The sequence below is a fragment of the Mycolicibacter longobardus genome (genome assembly GCF_002102265.1).
GTDB classification, from domain to species: domain Bacteria; phylum Actinomycetota; class Actinomycetes; order Mycobacteriales; family Mycobacteriaceae; genus Mycobacterium; species Mycobacterium longobardum.
In genome coordinates this window covers 201,554-218,233 of the sequence record NZ_LQPG01000007.1, presented here as the reverse complement: position 1 = coordinate 218,233, position 16,680 = coordinate 201,554, and the positions used below count along the sequence as shown (strand labels likewise).

The window sequence follows — 16,680 nt, the reverse complement described above, 5'->3', positions numbered from 1 at the left end:
TCGGAGGGAAAGCGATGCCACGCAGCCTCAAGAAGGGTCCGTTCGTCGACGACCATCTGCTCAAGAAGGTCGACGTTCAGAACGAGAAGAACACCAAGCAGGTCATCAAGACCTGGTCGCGTCGGTCGACGATCATCCCGGACTTCATCGGGCACACGTTCGCCGTTCACGACGGCCGCAAGCACGTCCCGGTATTCGTCACCGAGTCGATGGTCGGGCACAAGCTCGGCGAATTCGCTCCGACGCGCACCTTCAAGGGACACATCAAAGACGACCGGAAGGCTAAGCGCCGGTGAGCGTTACGACTGAATTTCCGTCTGCTGTCGCCAAGGCCCGCTTTGTGCGGGTGTCGGCAAGCAAAGCGCGCCGGGTGATCAACCTGGTGCGCGGCAAGTCCGTGTCCGAAGCGCTGGACATCCTGCGCTGGGCGCCGCAGCAGGCCAGCCTGCCGGTGGCCAAGGTCATCGCCAGCGCGGCGGCCAACGCCGAGAACAACAACGGCCTGGACCCGGCCACCCTGGTGGTGGCCACCGTCTACGCCGACGAGGGCCCGACCGCCAAGCGGATCAAGCCGCGTGCCCAGGGGCGTGCGTACCGGATCCGTCGGCGCACCAGCCACATCACCGTCGTGGTTGAGAGCCGGCCGGTGAAGGGCGGCGGTTCGGCGCAGTCCGCCGGCGCCACCCGGGCACGTCGTGCGCAGGCCAGCAAGGCGGCTTCGGAGAAGGGGTCAGCGCAGTCGGCTGCCAAGAAGGCTCCGGCGGCCAAGACCGCGGAGAAGGCGACCGAGAAGGCCACCCCGGCTGGTGGGGCCAAGAAGGCGGCCGCCAAGAAGGCTCCGGCGGCCAAGGCTGCCGAGAAGACGACCGAGAAAGCGGCGGCGAAGAAGGCGCCCGCCAAGAAGGCGGCAACCAAGAAGGCGCCTGAGACGTCCGACGCGAAGGAGGGCTCGGAGTAATGGGCCAGAAGATCAACCCGCACGGCTTCCGGCTCGGGATCACCACCGACTGGAAGTCGCACTGGTACGCCGACAAGCAGTACGCCGAGTACGTCAAGGAAGATGTGGCGATCCGGCGACTGCTGTCCAGCGGCCTGGAGCGCGCCGGCATCGCCGACGTGACCATCGAGCGGACCCGCGACCGGGTGCGGGTGGACATCCACACCGCCCGGCCGGGCATCGTCATCGGCCGCCGCGGCACCGAGGCTGACCGGATCCGCTCGGACCTGGAGAAGCTGACCGGCAAGCAGGTGCAGCTGAACATCCTCGAGGTGAAGCAGCCGGAGGCCGTCGCACAGCTCGTCGCACAGGGTGTCGCCGAGCAGCTGAGCAACCGGGTGGCGTTCCGCCGGGCGATGCGCAAGGCGATCCAGTCGGCGATGCGCCAGCCCAACGTCAAGGGCATCCGGGTGCAGTGCTCGGGCCGTCTCGGCGGCGCCGAGATGAGCCGGTCGGAGTTCTACCGTGAGGGCCGGGTGCCGCTGCACACGCTGCGCGCCGACATCGACTACGGGCTGTACGAGGCCAAGACCACCTTTGGCCGGATCGGCGTGAAGGTCTGGATCTACAAGGGCGACGTGGTGGGCGGCAAGCGTGAGCTGGCCGTCGCCGCTCCGTCGGCCGACCGTCCTCGCCGGGAGCGGCCGTCGGGCACCCGCCCGCGCCGTAGCGGTGCGTCCGGTACCACCGCGACCAGCACCGACGCCGGGCGGGCCGCTGAGAGCACCGAGAACACCGCTGCTGCCGAACCGGTCCAGGAAAGCGCAGTGACCGCGGAGCCGCAAGCAACGCAGAGCACGGAGAGCTAAATCATGTTGATTCCCCGTAAGGTCAAGCACCGCAAACAGCATCACCCCAAACAGCGCGGTATCGCCAGCGGCGGCACGTCGGTGACGTTCGGTGAGTACGGCATCCAGGCACTGGAGCACGCCTACGTCACCAACCGGCAGATCGAGTCGGCTCGTATCGCCATCAACCGGCACATCAAGCGTGGCGGCAAGGTGTGGATCAACATCTTCCCGGACCGTCCGCTGACCAAGAAGCCCGCCGAAACCCGTATGGGTTCAGGTAAGGGTTCGCCGGAGTGGTGGGTCGCCAACGTCAAGCCGGGCCGGGTGCTGTTCGAGCTCAGCTACCCCAACGAGGCCATCGCCCGCGCCGCACTGACCCGGGCGATCCACAAGTTGCCGATCAAGGCGCGCATTGTCACCCGAGAGGAGCAGTTCTGATGGCAGTGGGAGTTACCGCCGGCGAACTGCGCGAGCTCAATGCCGACGAGCTCGTCGAGCGGCTGCGTGAGTCCAAAGAGGAGCTGTTCAACCTGCGTTTCCAGATGGCGACCGGGCAGCTCAGCAACAACCGTCGGCTCCGCACGGTGCGCCACCAGATCGCGCGCATCTACACCGTGTTGCGCGAACGGGAACTGGGCCTGGCGTCCGGTCCCGATGGTTCTGAAGGCGAGGCATCGTAATGGCACAGGCTGCAAAGGCTAACGCCGCGGAGAAGGGCCCCAAGCACACTCCGCGCACCGAGAAGCCGCGGGGCCGCCGCAAGACGCAGATCGGCTACGTGGTCAGCGACAAGATGGAGAAGACCATCGTCGTCGAGCTCGAGGACCGGGTGCGCCACCCGCTGTACGGCAAGATCATCCGGACCACCAAGAAGGTCAAGGCGCACGACGAGAACAACACCGCCGGCATCGGCGACCGGGTGTCGCTGATGGAGACCCGTCCGCTGTCGGCGACGAAGCGCTGGCGCCTGGTCGAGATCCTCGAGAAGGCGAAGTAGTACCGGCTACGCCGGTATTCTGACCCGCGCCAGCGGTTGCTGGGCGTGGGGGCCTCGGGCGTCGGCGCCCAGCGGTAGCTGTAGCGAGTCCTGACCGTTCAGCTCTCTGGCGGGCACCGCCAGCGTGCGGCGCATCGGTGTCGGCAGGCTGGTCCGGAGCGCGGTCAACTGGCGGCCGTTGAGGCGGTTCAACCCAGCCCAGGTGTTCTTCCGGGGCAGCCGGCTGGCGCTGTGGTATCGCACCAGCACCGCGACCTCGGTGCGGTGGTGACGTCGCGCCAGCCTCACGGTGACCGCGGTGGTGTCGGTCTCGGGCAACCACAGCCGCTCCAGATTCGCCGAGGTGATGTCGCGTGGCGACATCCAGAAGGTGGCCGCGTACTGCTTGGGCCCCTTGCGTTCCTTCTGCTTCAACCGCCGCCGCCGGCGGCGGATGCGGGAGGGCTGGAGACCGGCCAGCACGGCCGCATCGACCTGGTCGAACTCCTCGGCGGACAGCACGCGCGCAAGAAGGTGGTGCTCGGCGAGATCGTGCGCCAACCGCTCGGTGGCCGCGGCCAGGGTGGCTGCCACCGAATCGCGAACGGCCACCGCGTCGGCGTTGCTCATCGGATCCATCCGCAGGATCACCCAGGTATCGCGTGGACCGGCGGTGTGCGGCACACTCGCCGGCGTCGTGTCGTCGGCGGGTTCGCCGTCGGCGGGGGAGTCGCACGTCCGCACCGAGACCACATCGATGCCGTCGAGCTGCACATCGAACTGCCGCAGGCCCGCGGCGACGACTTCGGCCGGAAGTGTGGGTGCCGGCACAGGCCCGCGACGATGCCGGCCGGCGGGCTCGGCCGGTTGTTCGGGTATGGCGATCACGGAGACGAGCCGGCCCCGGTACTCACGCATGCCGACCACGTCGCGGCTGTAGCGGCGGCGGTGATCGACTCCGGCCGTACAGCCCTCGGTCAGAAACGCCTCCGGGGTGGCGAACCGATCGAGCAGTCGGGCTACCAGGATGGCCGTCAGCGGAACCCGGCGATGGGTGATCAACGCCGCAGTGGTGAGGACCGCCGCCAATCCGACGGCGGGCCACCAAGCGCGGTTCGCCGCCCCGAGCTCGGCGGGCCAGTGGCCGGCCAGCCACAAGATGCCGATATCGATCAGGAACACCGTGGTCACACGCATCCAGGACAGGTTCAGCCCGAAAGTATGCTGCGCCCTCATCGTTGCATCCGTCTCATGGTCCCCCCAGAACCTCCATGAACTACGCGACGGCCGGGATACCCAATCCGGTGCTGGGCCAAACACCCCAGGCCCGACGACATGGACCTGGGATGTTCAGCCGGCCGCCCACCCCGGCCGGGAAATGCCCTAGATTCCGAAGAAGGCTGTCGGATCGAGCAAGCTCGCGATATCCGTGGCGCCTCCGGCCGCGTCGGCGGCACCTGCGGCTGCCGCGTCCGCGGCGCTACCTGCGACATCGGTGCCCACCGCGGACAATCCGCTGAAGGCGTCGCCTGGATCCAGCAGTCCGGTGGCATCGAAATCGGTCGGAACGTCGAAGTCGCCGAACGGAGTCACCAGGGTGTTGGTGATGTCGGTGTCAGCGCCGTCGACCCCGGGGATGGCGGTGTAGACGTTCGAGAATCCGTTGCCGAAGTTCAGGACGCTGTACACCGTGCCCTCGGTGGGAAGGTCGGACTCGGTTGCGCCGTCGGCCGGATCCACGTCGGTGATCGTGAACTGTGTGCCGTAAATGCCACCGAAGAGATTGGTGACATTCGTGCTGGCGGTGACGCTGCCGAGTTCGGTGGCGTCGTCCCCGGTTCCGCTGCTGACGTCGAATGACTGTTCGCCCTCGCCGACCTGGAAGAACGGTGGGGCGCTGAACAGCGGACTGACCGGGTTGAAGCCGTCCGACCCGTCGTCCTGGACCGCGTCGAAAGTGTGGTCACCGATCGTGAAGCTGTGGTCGGCAACGGGCGCCACGTCATCACCGGGGGTGGCATCGGGTGTGCTGGCGATCGGGATCGGAGACAGGGCGCCGAGCTCGCCGAGCGGGTTGGGGGTGGGCGCGTTCACGTTCGCACCCAGGGCACCGGCGTCACCCAACGCCGCTGTGCCCCCGGTGCCGGCGACGTTGCTGGTCAACTCGACCGGCAAGGCGGTGCCGCCGACATTGCCTGCCGTGCCGACACCGCTGTCGGCCAAAGCGACTGTCGCGGGTAGAAATGTGGCCGTAAGTAGACCGGCGGTGGCACCGCCGACCAGGGATATGATCCGACGACTCATTTTCGGTGCGTTCCTTCCGTTCCTTGGCGTTCCCGGTCCTGTGAGGTCCCCTTGGGACCTGCCCGGGATTGGGCGGACATCGTCGCTTGCCCTTGATCCACGCATGGACCACCCTGGTATGGGCACCGCAATTGCATGGAACATCTTGGGCGACAACGGATATCCCGGATGTCAGGGACCCTGCCTCAACCCCCCCTTGGCATCCTCGTCAGACGCTAACGGGTCGAGGACGACGTCACCACCCCTGTGAGTGGATATTTCAACAGTTAATCTCAATGTAGAGAATCGTCGTCATCGATCGACGCACGTAAAGGCGACGATGTAAGTACTTGCGACAGTTCGATTATGGCCAAGATCAGCGTTTGTCCCGGTTTGGCCTCAGTGGAATCAAAGCAACAACGTTGGCGGTACGGAACTTCGATTTGACCAACCGGTGGCGGGCCGCACACTGATCGCTATGGAACTGCGACAGCTGAAACACTTTGTCGCCGTGGCCGAGGAGCTGCACTTCACCCGCGCGGCTGCGAAAGTCCACGTGGTGCAGTCCACTCTGTCCGCGTCGATCAGCAGCCTGGAACATGAGCTCGGCACCGCGCTGCTGGTTCGCAACAATCGTCGCGTCGACCTCACCACGGCTGGACAGGCGCTGCTGCCGGATGCGCAGAACGCACTGGCCGCGGCCGATCAGGCCCGCGCCGCCGTCGACGCGGTCCGGGGCGTGCTGTCCGGGCACCTGTGCATCGGGGTGATCCAGGGGCTGGGGACTGTCGACCTGCCGGCGCTGCTGGCGAGGTATCACCGGAGCTTCCCGCGTATCGACATCTCGCTGCGCCACGATCCCATCGACACACTGGTGCAGGCAACCGCCGACGGCGGCCTGGACCTGGCCTTCGTCAGCCGCCCCTACGACGGGAGCCGGGTCAAGGAACTGTTCCTGGGGAACGAGCCGCTGGTACTGGCGGTGCGCCACGACGACCCGCTCGCCGGCCGCGACGTCGTCGCTCTGACCGACCTGCAGGAGCGCGAGTTCGTGGAGCGCCGGGCGGATCTGCGGACACGTCTGCACATCGACGGCATCTGCGCCGAGCTCGGCTTTCGGCGGAGCATCTGTGCCGAGTCCAACACTCCGGTCGATCTGGTTGACCTGGTTGCCGCCGGTCTGGGCGTCGCGTTTCTGCCGCCGGCGTTGGTGGAGAAATCCGAGCACCTCGCCGGTGTGGCGACCGACCCGATGATCCCGCGTGAGCTGGCGCTGATCACCCCGAGCGAGCGGGCACCGTCACCGGCGGCCGCGGCCTTTCTCGGTGAGCTGGTGTCGGGCGGCGCCGTGTCCGGCCGCCGGGAGCCGCCCGTCGTGTGAATGACGTCCGCAGCGTCACCGGGCCGGTAGTGTCTCACCCGATCCGGGGGCGACAGCGGAATGGGTAATGGTGGATTTCAAAGGCAAGATCAATCTCGATATCCGGGATTCCGAACCCGACTGGGGTCCCTTCGCCGCGCCGACCGCGCCCGAGGGCGCACCCAATGTGCTGTACCTGGTGTGGGATGACACCGGTATCGCCACCTGGGACTGCTTCGGCGGGCTGGTTGAGATGCCGGCGATGGGCCGGATCGCCGAACGTGGCGTCCGGTTGTCCCAGTTCCACACCACCGCTCTGTGCTCCCCGACCCGGGCGGCGCTGCTCACCGGTCGCAATGCCACCAGTGTCGGTATGGCCACCATCGAAGAGTTCACCGACGGGTTCCCCAACTGCAGTGGACGCATCCCGTTCGAAACCGCGCTGCTGAGTGAGGTTCTGGCCGAACGCGGCTGGAACACCTTCTGCGTCGGCAAGTGGCACCTGACTCCGCTCGAAGAGTCCAACATGGCCGGCACCCGGCGGCATTGGCCGACACAGCGCGGATTCGAACGGTTCTACGGCTTCCTGGGCGGTGAGACCAACCAGTGGTATCCCGACCTGGTGTACGACAACCACCCGGTGGCGCCGCCGGCAACTCCCGAGGAGGGCTATCACCTTTCGGCGGACCTCGCCGAGAAGACAATCGAATTCATCCGCGACGCGCAGACGATCGCGCCCGGCAAGCCCTGGTTCGGCTATGTCTGTCCGGGCGCCGGCCACGCCCCGCACCATGTGCCGGTCGAGTGGGCCGACCGCTATGCCGGCCGGTTCGACATGGGCTACGAACAGTACCGGGAGATCGTGCTGGCCAACCAGAAGAAGCTGGGTCTGGTGCCGGCGGACACCGAACTGTCTGAGGTCAATCCCTACGCCGATGCGACCGGTGCCGACGGCCAGCCATGGCCGATCTTGGACACGGTGCGTCCGTGGGACAGCCTCGATGACACCGAGAAGCGACTGTTCGCCCGGATGGCCGAGGTGTTCGCCGGATTCCAGAGCTACACCGACGCCCAGATCGGCCGGATCCTGGACTACCTGGAGGAATCCGGTCAGCTGGACAACACCATTGTGGTGGTGATCTCCGACAACGGGGCCAGCGGTGAGGGCGGGCCGAACGGCTCTCCCAACGAGAACAAGTTCTTCAACGGCTATATCGACACCGTCGAGGAGGCTATGAAGCTCTTCGATCAGCTGGGCGGTCCGGAGACCTACAACCATTATCCGGTGGGATGGGCGATGGCGTTCAACACGCCCTACAAGCTCTACAAGCGTTACGCCTCCCATGAGGGCGGCATCGCCGATCCTGCGATCGTCAGCTGGCCCAACGGAATTGCCGCCCGTGGCGAGGTGCGCGACACCTATATCAACGTATGCGACGTGACCCCGACGGTCTACGACCTGCTCGGTATCACCCCGCCGGACACCGTGCGCGGCGTAGCGCAGCGTCCGCTGGAGGGCGTCAGTTTCAAAGCGGCACTTGCCGATCCGGCAGCGGACACCGGCAAGCACACCCAGTTCTACACGATGCTCGGCACCCGCGGGATCTGGCACCGGGGCTGGTTCGCCAACACCGTGCACGCGGCCACCCCGTCCGGCTGGGGCCATTTCGATGCTGATCGATGGGAGCTCTACCACCTCGACAAAGACCGCAGCCAATGCCGCGACCTTGCTGAGCAGCATCCCGAGAAGCTCGCAGAGCTGCAGGCGATGTGGTTCGCCGAGGCGGAGAAATTCAACGGGCTGCCGCTGGCGGACCTGAACATCTTCGAGATGACGAGCCGGCAGCGTCCCTACCTGTCCGGCGACCGTACCGACTACACCTATTACCCGAACACCGCCGAGGTGCCGCTGGGCGCGTGCGTGGAGCTGCGCGGCCGGTCCTTCTCGGTGGTGGCCCGTGTCTCGGTGGAGTCCTCGGCAGCCGAGGGTGTGCTGTTCAAGCATGGCGCCCGGCATGGCGGCCATGCGCTGTTCGTCCAGGACGGTCGGTTGCACTACGTCTACAACTTCCTCGGCGAACGCGAACAGTGGCTGTCGGCTCCCGATCGGATTCCGTTGGGAGAACACATGTTCGGCGTTCGTTTCGAACGCAGCGGCACCGTCGAGGGCAGTCACACGCCGGTCGGTGAGGCCTCGCTCTACATCGACGACACGGTAGTCGCGACGTTGCCCGGCATGATCACCCAGCCGGCTGCGTTCGCGCTGGCCGGCGGCGGGGTGAGTGTCGGCCGCAACACCGGCCAGGCGGTGTCGTCGGCGTACCGGGCCCCGTTCAGATTCACCGGCGGCACCATCGCCGACGTCACGGTGGATGTCAGCGGCGAGCCGTACCTCGACGTGAAAAAGGCTATCGCTGCAGCATTCTCGCGAGACTGACGCCATGCTGACAGAACTCGTCGATATTCCCGCCGGAGTGTTCCGGATGGGCTCGACGAGCTTCTATCCCGAAGAGGCGCCGATCCACACCGTCGCCGTCGCGCCGTTCGCGCTGGAGCGGCATCCGGTGACCAATGCGCAGTACGCCGACTTCGTCGCCGCGACCGGTTATGTGACCCTTGCCGAGCAGGAACTCGACCTCGTTTACGACGCCGAGCCGGGCGGTTCAGCGAGGCTCGACGGAGGAGAGGCGAAGCTGGGACCGCCGATTGAACCCGGCGCCCTGGTCTTCACCGCAACCGACGGCCCGGTCGACCTTGCCGACTGGCGGCAGTGGTGGCGGTGGGTTCCGGGTACCAGCTGGCGCCACCCGCTCGGGCCCGCGAGCACCGTCGTCGCCCTGCCGGATCATCCGGTGGTCCAAATCGCCTATCCCGATGCGGCGGCCTACGCCCGATGGGCCGGACGGCGACTGCCGACCGAAGCCGAATGGGAATACGCCGCCCGAGCCGGCACCGGCACGACATACCCCTGGGGAGAGGAGGAGAAGCCCGCGGGCAATCTGATGGCCAACACCTGGCAGGGCGCCTTCCCGTACCGCAACGACGGCGCCCTGGGCTGGTCCGGAACGTCGCCGGTGGGCACTTTCCCGCCGAACGCCTGGGGCCTGCTCGACATGATCGGCAATGTGTGGGAGTGGACCACCACCGAGTTCACCGGCCATCACCGGCTCGACGCACCGCCGAAGGCGTGCTGTGCGCCGTCGGGGCCTGCCGATCCCGGCATCAGCCAGGCACTCAAAGGTGGGTCGCACCTCTGCGCGCCGGAGTACTGCCACCGCTACCGGCCCGCGGCCCGGTCTCCGCAGTCTCAGGACACCGCCACCAATCACATCGGATTTCGTTGCGCGAGCGGTTGACTCGCACCCTCATCCGGTGGGGCCAACCCAGCGCTGGTAGGCGCCGACGTCGACGTTGCTGCCGCACACCACGGTGGCCACGTGCCGGCCGGCGAAGCGGTCCCGCGTCTGCTCCATAGAGATCGCAGCCTAGCGGGAGTGGCGGGGCTCAGGAGATGGCGTCGACGGCGGCCCAGACCCGTGATTGGAAATTGGGCGGCAGCGGGATGTAGCCCTTCTTGTTGAGGTTGGCCTGGCCCAGGCCGGCCGCAGACTGCAGGAACGCCTTGACCGCCTGGCCCACGCCGGGATCCGGATACTTCGAGCAGACGATCTCGTAGACCACCAGGACGATCGGATACACATCGCCCTGGGTGGGGTTGTAGAACGACGAGATGTCGAGCACGAGATCGTTGCCGGTTCCGATGATCTTCGCGCCGGCGATGGTCTTGCCGACGGAGTCCGTTCCGATGCGCACCGGGCGTTTGGACTTGCGGCTGGCCAGGGTCTTGATCTCAGCGGCGAAAAGCCCCTGGTCCATCGCAAAGGCCAACTCGTTGTAGCTGATCGCGCCCTCGGTGTTGCGCACCATTGCCGCGGTTCCCTCGTTGCCTCTGGCACCCACGCCGACGCCACCGTTGAACGCCTTACCTGCGCCCTTGTCCCAAGCGCCACCGGATGCGGCCTGCAGGTAGGACTGGAAGTTGTCGGTGCTGCCGGACAGGTCACTGCGGTAGACCACATGGATGTCCTGCGCGGGCAGCGGCCCGTTGAGTGCGACCAGGGCTGGATCGTCCCAGCGGGTGATGCTGCCGTTGAAGATCTTGGCGATGGTGGGCGCATCGAGCACCAGAACGTCGACGTCGTGAAGGTTGTAGGTGATGGCCAGTGGCCCGAACACGATCGGCAGATTCCATGGCTCGGCGCCGCCGCAACGCTCCCTGGCGAGTTCGCGCTGCTCAGCGCTGAGCGGGGTGTCGGACGCACCGAAGTCGGTTTCTCCGGCCAGGAAGTCGGCGATGCCGGCGCCCGAACCGTTCGGGGTGTAGTTGAGCATGTGACCGGTGCAGGCGTTGCGGTAGGCGATGATGAACTCATCCATCGCGTGCGCCTGCGCCGTCGACCCGCTGGCGATCAGGGCCGACTTACCGCCGCAGGTAACGAGTTCACTGGCGTAGGCCAGCGTCATACGTGGGACTTCGCACGCCGACAGAACCAAGGCGCCAACGATCAAAAGTATGCTCACGGCAACGCTTGAAGCGCGGGTTCCCTCGCCCCGATGACGATCCATGGCGCCTGTATAGCAACCGAAATCCGCGCATTGCCGAACAAGAGGTTAACGGCGCGGGGGCAGCGGGTGACGTCTGGGCGGGTTACATCGGGTCGCGATAAATTTGTTGACCCGCATACCTTTTGGGCGCCGCCCGCTCGGCGCAGTCGGCGTCGGTGTTCGCTACCCTGACCCCCATGTCGGCGGACGCCACGGGTGAGACGAAGCGAAAGCGGCCGCGCTTTCTGACAGCCACGGCGGTCATGCTCGCGATTGTCGCCGCCTACGCGTCGTCATTGTTCGGAGTGCACGCCCTGCAGACGTCGGACAGCCCTCTGCCTCCGCTCGACCTGAGTGCGGCGAACCCGGCGGACACGATTGTCCAAGTGCGACTTCAGAAACTGAAGCCAGTCGAGAACCGGCTTGAGGTGGACGTGTTGGTCCACCCCGGAGAAGCTTTGTACGACAAGCGGTTTGATGTTCTCACCACGGATCTGGCCGTGCGGTTGTATCCCGCCAATGATCTGGGGGACCTGCATTACCCCGAAGGGGATGCGCCCGCGCGCGTCACCACGCTGATCGAGGCGTACGGCGCCCCGGGCAACTGGCCCTTCGATGCCTACACCACCGAAGAGCTGGCGGCTGATGTCTTCGTCGGGACCGGTGATGACCGGATCCGGATCCCGGCTCGCGTCGAGGTGACCGGAGCGTTGGACGGCTGGGACGCCAGCGTCTCGCGGGTTCATGACGCCAGCAGAACGCGTAACCAGCGCGGCGATGCCGATGCGGCGGTGGTGGTGAAGATCCAGCGTGCCAAGGGGCCGTTGATCTTCGACCTCGCTATCTGCCTGGTCCTGGTCAGCTTGCCGACCCTGGCGCTGTGGGTTGCCGTGCCGATGGCATTGGGTAAGCGGAAGTTCTTGCCGCCGCTGGGGACCTGGTATGCAGCGAATCTGTTTGCGATCATCCCGCTGCGCAACATCCTCCCCGGCGCCCCGCCGCCGGGATCCTGGATCGACCAGGCAATCGTCCAGTGGGTGTTGCTTGCGCTGGCGACGGCCATGAGCTTGTTCATCTACGCGTGGCACCGGCAAGGCGACGACTGACGGCGGCTGACCCGGCTCAGGCGGGCTGCACCGTCAGGCTGTCTTAACCAGCAATTTGGAGCTGGGCGATCCGTCACCTAAGCTCTAGGGGTTGCCGTGAGCAGACCTCGGCCGGCGTGAGTTGGCCCTGCGTGCTCTTCGGTGATGAAGACCATGCACGACCGGGAGATTCCGGCATGCCAATTGTGATGCCGGGCGTCGTCCCGATTATTGAGGAGATCTGGTGATTCAGCAGGAATCGCGGTTGAAGGTCGCCGACAACACCGGCGCCAAGGAGATCTTGTGCATCCGGGTGCTCGGCGGCTCGTCGCGGCGCTACGCCGGCATCGGTGATGTCATCGTCGCGACCGTCAAGGACGCCATCCCGGGTGGCAACGTCAAGCGGGGTGATGTCGTCAAGGCCGTGGTGGTGCGCACCGTCAAGGAGCGTCGCCGCGCCGACGGCAGCTACATCAAGTTCGACGAGAACGCGGCCGTGATCATCAAGGCCGACAACGACCCCCGCGGCACCCGCATCTTCGGGCCGGTCGGCCGCGAGCTGCGTGAGAAGCGCTTCATGAAGATCGTCTCGCTGGCACCGGAGGTGTTGTAGATGAAGGTCCATAAGGGCGACACCGTGCTGGTCATCGCCGGTAAGGACAAGGGCGCCAAGGGCAAGGTCCTGCGGGCCTACCCCACCCGCAACCGGGTCCTGGTCCAGGGCGTCAATCGGATCAAGAAGCACGTCGCGAACTCGGCCACCCAGGCCGGTGCCTCCTCGGGGGGGATCGTCACGCAAGAGGCCCCGATCCATGTCTCCAACGTGATGGTCGTCGACTCCGACGGTAAGCCCACCCGGATCGGCTACCGGGTGGACGCCGAGTCCGGCAAGAAGGTTCGCATCTCCAAGCGCAACGGCAAGGACATCTAGAGATGACGACTGCAGAGAAGATCCAGCCTCGGCTGAAGGTGCGCTACCGCGAGGAGATCCGGGACGCGCTCAACAAAGAGTTCAACTACGCCAACGTGATGCAGATCCCGGGCGTGGTGAAGGTCGTGGTGAACATGGGCGTCGGCGAAGCCGCCCGGGATGCCAAACTGATCAACAACGCGGTCAACGACCTGGCGGCGATCACCGGCCAGAAGCCGGAGATCCGCAAGGCCCGCCTGTCCATCGCGCAGTTCAAGCTGCGCGAGGGCATGCCGATCGGCGCCCGGGTCACCCTGCGCGGTGACCGGATGTGGGAGTTCCTGGACCGGCTCACCTCGATCGCCCTGCCGCGTATCCGCGACTTCCGCGGGCTGTCGCCCAAGCAGTTCGACGGCTCGGGCAACTACACCTTCGGGCTCGCCGAGCAGTCGATGTTCCACGAGATCGACGTGGACTCCATCGACCGCCCGCGGGGGATGAACATCACCGTCGTCACCTCGGCGACCAACGACGACGAAGGACGAGCGCTGCTGCGGGCTCTCGGCTTTCCGTTCAAGGAGAACTGACCACATGGCTAAGAAGGCGTTGGTTATCAAGGCGGCCCGCAAGCCCAAGTTCGCGGTGCGCGCCTACACCCGCTGCAACAAGTGCGGCCGTCCGCGCGCGGTGCTCCGGAAGTTCGGCCTGTGCCGAATCTGCCTGCGCGAGATGGCGCACGCCGGCGAGCTGCCCGGTGTGCAGAAGAGCAGCTGGTGAGGGTGGAGGAGCAGCCTAAATGACTATGACGGATCCGATCGCGGACTTCCTGACCCGTCTGCGTAACGCCAACTCGGCGTACCACGACGAGGTGACCCTGCCGCACTCGAAGATCAAGGCCAACATTGCCGAGATCCTCAAGCGCGAGGGTTACATCACCGACTACCACGTCGAAGACGCCCGGGTGGGCAAGGCGCTGGTGGTCAACCTCAAGTACGGCCCGAACCGGGAGCGCAGCCTCGCCGGTCTGCGCCGGGTGTCCAAGCCCGGCCTGCGGGTCTACGCAAAGTCGACCAACCTGCCACGGGTGCTCGGCGGCCTGGGCGTGGCGATCATCTCCACGTCCTCGGGTCTGCTCACCGACCGTCAGGCGGCCAGGCAGGGCGTGGGCGGCGAAGTCCTCGCGTACGTGTGGTGAGGGAGTAGCAGACATGTCGCGTATTGGTAAGCAACCGGTCCCGGTTCCGTCCGGGGTCGACGTGACCATCGATGGTCAGAACGTATCGGTCAAGGGACCCAAGGGCACCCTGGAGCTCACCGTGGCGGAACCGATCAACGTCGCCCGCAACGACGACGGAGCGATCGTGGTGACCCGCCCGGACGATGACCGGCGCAACCGGTCCCTGCACGGTCTGAGCCGCACCCTGCTGGCAAACCTGGTCACCGGGGTCTCCGAGGGCTACGTCCGCAAGATGGAGATCTTCGGCGTCGGCTACCGCGTCGCGCTCAAGGGCAGCGACCTGGAGTTCGCGCTGGGCTACAGCCACCCGGTGTTGATCAAGGCTCCGGAGGGCATCACCTTTGCGGTGGAGACGCCCACCAAGTTCTCGGTCTCGGGCATCGACAAGCAGAAGGTCGGCCAGATCTCGGCGAACATCCGCCGTCTGCGCCGCCCCGACCCCTACAAGGGCAAGGGCGTGCGCTACGAGGGTGAGCAGGTTCGGCGCAAGGTCGGAAAGACAGGTAAGTAGTCATGGCCCAATCACAAGCAGGCACCACGGACCGCAAGCCCGTCGGGCAGAACGTCTCGGAGGTCCGGCGCGCGCACCGGATTCGTCGGCACGCGCGGCTGCGCAAGAAGATCGCCGGTACTCCCGAGCGTCCCCGCCTGGTGGTGCACCGTTCCACGCGGCACATCCACGTCCAGTTGATCGACGACTTGGCCGGTCACACCGTGGCCGCGGCATCGTCGATCGAGGCCGACGTGCGCGGTGTCGACGGCGACAAGAAGGCCCACAGCGTGCGGGTCGGCCAGCTGATCGCCGAGCGTGCCAAGGCCGCCGGTGTCGAGACCGTGGTGTTCGACCGGGGTGGTTACACCTACGGCGGGCGGATCGCGGCGCTGGCTGACGCGGCGCGCGAGGGCGGGTTGAAGTTCTGATGCTGATGACTGACTTCTCGAAAATGACTGGAAGGACCGCATGATGGCGGAGCAGCCGACAGGGGCCTCCTCGGCAGGTCCCGACACGGGCAGCGCCCCCCGCACCGACGGGCGCGACAACCGGGGCGGCCGCGGTGGCCGTGACGGCGGTCGCGGCGGCCGTGACAACCGCGACGGCGACAAGAGCAACTACCTGGAGCGGGTCGTCGCGATCAACCGGGTGTCGAAGGTGGTCAAGGGTGGCCGCCGGTTCAGCTTCACCGCGCTGGTGATCGTCGGCGACGGCAAGGGCATGGTCGGTGTCGGCTACGGCAAGGCCAAGGAAGTGCCGGCGGCGATCGCCAAGGGTGTCGAGGAGGCGCGCAAGGGCTTCTTCCGGGTGCCGCTGATCGGTGGCACCATCACGCACCCGGTGCAGGGCGAGGCGGCCGCCGGTGTGGTGTTCCTGCGTCCGGCCAGCCCCGGTACCGGTGTCATCGCCGGCGGCGCAGTGCGTGCCGTGCTGGAATGCGCTGGGGTGCACGACATCCTGTCCAAGTCGCTGGGCAGCGACAACGCGATCAACGTGGTGCATGCCACCGTGGCCGCGCTGAAGATGCTGCAGCGTCCCGAAGAGGTGGCGGCCCGGCGTGGCCTGCCCATCGAAGACGTGGCGCCGGCCGCCATGCTCAAGGCGCGCCGGGAGAGCGAAGCGCTGGCTGCCAGCGCGGCGCGGGAAGGCTCGGCGTAATCATGGCAAACCTGAAGATCACCCAGGTCCGTGGCACCATCGGTGCGCGCTGGAAGCAGCGCGAGAGCCTGCGGACCCTGGGCCTGCGCAAGATCCGCCAGTCGGTGGTGCGTGAGGACAACGCCCAGACCCGTGGGCTGATCCGGGTTGTTCACCACCTCGTGCAAGTGGAGGAAGCAGAATGACCATCAAGCTGCACGACCTGCGCCCCGCGCCCGGGTCGAAGACCAAGCGCACCCGCGTCGGTCGCGGTGAGGGCTCCAAGGGTAAGACCGCGGGCCGCGGCACCAAGGGCACCAAGGCACGAAAGAACGTGCCGGTCCGGTTCGAGGGTGGGCAGATGCCGATCCACATGCGGTTGCCCAAGCTCAAGGGCTTCCGCAACCGGTTCCGCACCGAGTACGAGGTCGTCAACGTCGGCGACATCAACCGGCTGTTCCCGGACGGCGGGACCATCGGTCTCGACGAGTTGGTGGCCAAGGGCGCGGTTCGCAAGAACACGCTTGTCAAGGTGCTCGGCGACGGCAAGTTGACCGTCAAGGCCGACATCACCGCGCACAAGTTCAGCGGCAGTGCCCGGGACAAGATCACCGCGGCCGGAGGCACCGCCACCGAGCTGTAGGGCATGCCCTTCTAGTTCCACAATCGTCCACAAAATCGCACCCCATCGACTTGATGGGGTGCGATTTTATGTTTGCTGGACATTTGGTGCACCGCCCCAAAAGTTAATAGTTGCTATGCCCTTCTCAGGCTTATATAACGATCATAGGCAGTGGTGATCTACG

23 protein-coding genes are annotated in these 16,680 nt (G+C 66.3%); 20 read left to right on the top strand and 3 right to left on the bottom strand.

The window, feature by feature from the left end; all coding sequences use genetic code 11:
• Positions 1 to 14 precede the first annotated feature (14 nt).
• Genes rpsS through rpsQ form a run of 6 tightly spaced genes read left to right on the top strand, consistent with a single transcriptional unit; the run spans position 15 to position 2,785 of the window.
• On the top strand, positions 15 to 296 hold the full coding sequence (rpsS, locus tag AWC16_RS01940) for a 30S ribosomal protein S19 (protein WP_006245110.1): 282 nt from the start codon (positions 15 to 17) through the stop codon (positions 294 to 296).
• Positions 293 to 958: a 50S ribosomal protein L22 gene (rplV, locus tag AWC16_RS01935; RefSeq protein WP_085263125.1), complete on the top strand. Its 666-nt coding sequence runs from the start codon at positions 293 to 295 to the stop codon at positions 956 to 958. Before rpsS ends, rplV begins: the two co-directional genes overlap by 4 nt.
• Positions 958 to 1,806: a 30S ribosomal protein S3 gene (gene rpsC, locus AWC16_RS01930; protein WP_085263124.1), complete on the top strand. Its 849-nt coding sequence runs from the start codon at positions 958 to 960 to the stop codon at positions 1,804 to 1,806. Before rplV ends, rpsC begins: the two co-directional genes overlap by 1 nt.
• A 3-nt stretch (positions 1,807 to 1,809) precedes the next feature.
• A complete protein-coding gene (rplP, locus tag AWC16_RS01925) occupies positions 1,810 to 2,226 on the top strand; it encodes a 50S ribosomal protein L16 (protein ID WP_064998451.1) in 417 nt (138 codons plus the stop codon).
• Positions 2,226 to 2,468, top strand: a complete 243-nt coding sequence (rpmC, locus tag AWC16_RS01920) for a 50S ribosomal protein L29 (RefSeq protein ID WP_013830257.1) — start codon at positions 2,226 to 2,228, stop codon at positions 2,466 to 2,468. The genes rplP and rpmC overlap by 1 nt, the downstream gene beginning before the upstream one ends.
• A complete protein-coding gene (gene rpsQ, locus AWC16_RS01915; RefSeq protein WP_085263123.1) occupies positions 2,468 to 2,785 on the top strand; it encodes a 30S ribosomal protein S17 in 318 nt (105 codons plus the stop codon). The genes rpmC and rpsQ overlap by 1 nt, the downstream gene beginning before the upstream one ends.
• Positions 2,786 to 2,791: 6 nt before the next feature.
• Here rpsQ and eccE read toward each other — a convergent pair whose 3' ends face one another.
• Positions 2,792 to 4,000: a type VII secretion protein EccE gene (eccE, locus tag AWC16_RS01910; protein WP_085263122.1), complete on the bottom strand. Its 1,209-nt coding sequence runs from the start codon at positions 3,998 to 4,000 to the stop codon at positions 2,792 to 2,794.
• A 147-nt stretch (positions 4,001 to 4,147) separates the two neighbouring features.
• Complete coding sequence (locus AWC16_RS01905; protein ID WP_133055901.1) at positions 4,148 to 5,068, bottom strand: hypothetical protein; 921 nt, start codon at positions 5,066 to 5,068, stop codon at positions 4,148 to 4,150.
• A 457-nt stretch (positions 5,069 to 5,525) separates the two neighbouring features.
• On the opposite strand from AWC16_RS01905, the gene AWC16_RS01900 reads away from it, so the two are divergent.
• The 3 genes from AWC16_RS01900 (at position 5,526) to AWC16_RS01890 (ending at position 9,763) form a co-directional block, all read left to right on the top strand.
• A complete protein-coding gene (locus AWC16_RS01900) occupies positions 5,526 to 6,428 on the top strand; it encodes a LysR family transcriptional regulator (RefSeq protein ID WP_085263120.1) in 903 nt (300 codons plus the stop codon).
• A 67-nt stretch (positions 6,429 to 6,495) separates the two neighbouring features.
• Entirely contained in the window at positions 6,496 to 8,844 is a 2,349-nt protein-coding gene (locus AWC16_RS01895) for an arylsulfatase (RefSeq protein ID WP_085263119.1), read from the top strand.
• Positions 8,845 to 8,848: 4 nt separating this feature from the next.
• The gene (locus AWC16_RS01890) at positions 8,849 to 9,763 is read left to right on the top strand and encodes a formylglycine-generating enzyme family protein (protein ID WP_085263118.1); all 915 of its coding nucleotides are present in this window, start codon (positions 8,849 to 8,851) and stop codon (positions 9,761 to 9,763) included.
• 148 nt (positions 9,764 to 9,911) lie between these two features.
• Here the strand turns inward: AWC16_RS01890 and pstS are convergent, their stop codons facing one another.
• Positions 9,912 to 11,033, bottom strand: a complete 1,122-nt coding sequence (pstS, locus tag AWC16_RS01885; RefSeq protein WP_085263117.1) for a phosphate ABC transporter substrate-binding protein PstS — start codon at positions 11,031 to 11,033, stop codon at positions 9,912 to 9,914.
• Between the two features lie 176 nt (positions 11,034 to 11,209).
• Here pstS and AWC16_RS01880 point away from each other — a divergent pair, with 176 nt between their 5' ends.
• From AWC16_RS01880 to rplO, 11 genes are all read left to right on the top strand, one after another.
• Complete coding sequence (locus AWC16_RS01880; protein ID WP_085263273.1) at positions 11,210 to 12,118, top strand: DUF4436 domain-containing protein; 909 nt, start codon at positions 11,210 to 11,212, stop codon at positions 12,116 to 12,118.
• Positions 12,119 to 12,341: 223 nt separating this feature from the next.
• A complete protein-coding gene (gene rplN, locus AWC16_RS01875; RefSeq protein ID WP_003883432.1) occupies positions 12,342 to 12,710 on the top strand; it encodes a 50S ribosomal protein L14 in 369 nt (122 codons plus the stop codon).
• A complete protein-coding gene (gene rplX / locus AWC16_RS01870; protein ID WP_085263116.1) occupies positions 12,711 to 13,028 on the top strand; it encodes a 50S ribosomal protein L24 in 318 nt (105 codons plus the stop codon). It begins immediately after the preceding gene.
• A 2-nt stretch (positions 13,029 to 13,030) separates the two neighbouring features.
• On the top strand, positions 13,031 to 13,594 hold the full coding sequence (gene rplE / locus AWC16_RS01865; protein WP_085130011.1) for a 50S ribosomal protein L5: 564 nt from the start codon (positions 13,031 to 13,033) through the stop codon (positions 13,592 to 13,594).
• Positions 13,595 to 13,598: 4 nt separating this feature from the next.
• Positions 13,599 to 13,784 carry a type Z 30S ribosomal protein S14 gene (locus AWC16_RS01860; protein WP_024440399.1) on the top strand — a complete coding sequence of 62 codons (186 nt, stop codon included), beginning with the start codon at positions 13,599 to 13,601 and terminating at the stop codon, positions 13,782 to 13,784.
• A gap of 19 nt (positions 13,785 to 13,803) precedes the next feature.
• Positions 13,804 to 14,202, top strand: a complete 399-nt coding sequence (rpsH, locus tag AWC16_RS01855) for a 30S ribosomal protein S8 (RefSeq protein WP_013830245.1) — start codon at positions 13,804 to 13,806, stop codon at positions 14,200 to 14,202.
• A gap of 13 nt (positions 14,203 to 14,215) precedes the next feature.
• Entirely contained in the window at positions 14,216 to 14,755 is a 540-nt protein-coding gene (gene rplF / locus AWC16_RS01850; RefSeq protein ID WP_085263115.1) for a 50S ribosomal protein L6, read from the top strand.
• Between the two features lie 2 nt (positions 14,756 to 14,757).
• The gene (rplR, locus tag AWC16_RS01845; protein ID WP_085263114.1) at positions 14,758 to 15,165 is read left to right on the top strand and encodes a 50S ribosomal protein L18; all 408 of its coding nucleotides are present in this window, start codon (positions 14,758 to 14,760) and stop codon (positions 15,163 to 15,165) included.
• Positions 15,166 to 15,205: 40 nt separating this feature from the next.
• Positions 15,206 to 15,895 carry a 30S ribosomal protein S5 gene (gene rpsE, locus AWC16_RS01840; RefSeq protein WP_109561236.1) on the top strand — a complete coding sequence of 230 codons (690 nt, stop codon included), beginning with the start codon at positions 15,206 to 15,208 and terminating at the stop codon, positions 15,893 to 15,895.
• Between the two features lie 2 nt (positions 15,896 to 15,897).
• Positions 15,898 to 16,080, top strand: a complete 183-nt coding sequence (rpmD, locus tag AWC16_RS01835) for a 50S ribosomal protein L30 (protein WP_085263113.1) — start codon at positions 15,898 to 15,900, stop codon at positions 16,078 to 16,080.
• Entirely contained in the window at positions 16,077 to 16,517 is a 441-nt protein-coding gene (gene rplO / locus AWC16_RS01830; protein WP_085263112.1) for a 50S ribosomal protein L15, read from the top strand. The genes rpmD and rplO overlap by 4 nt, the downstream gene beginning before the upstream one ends.
• The last annotated feature ends 163 nt before the right edge of the window (positions 16,518 to 16,680 follow it).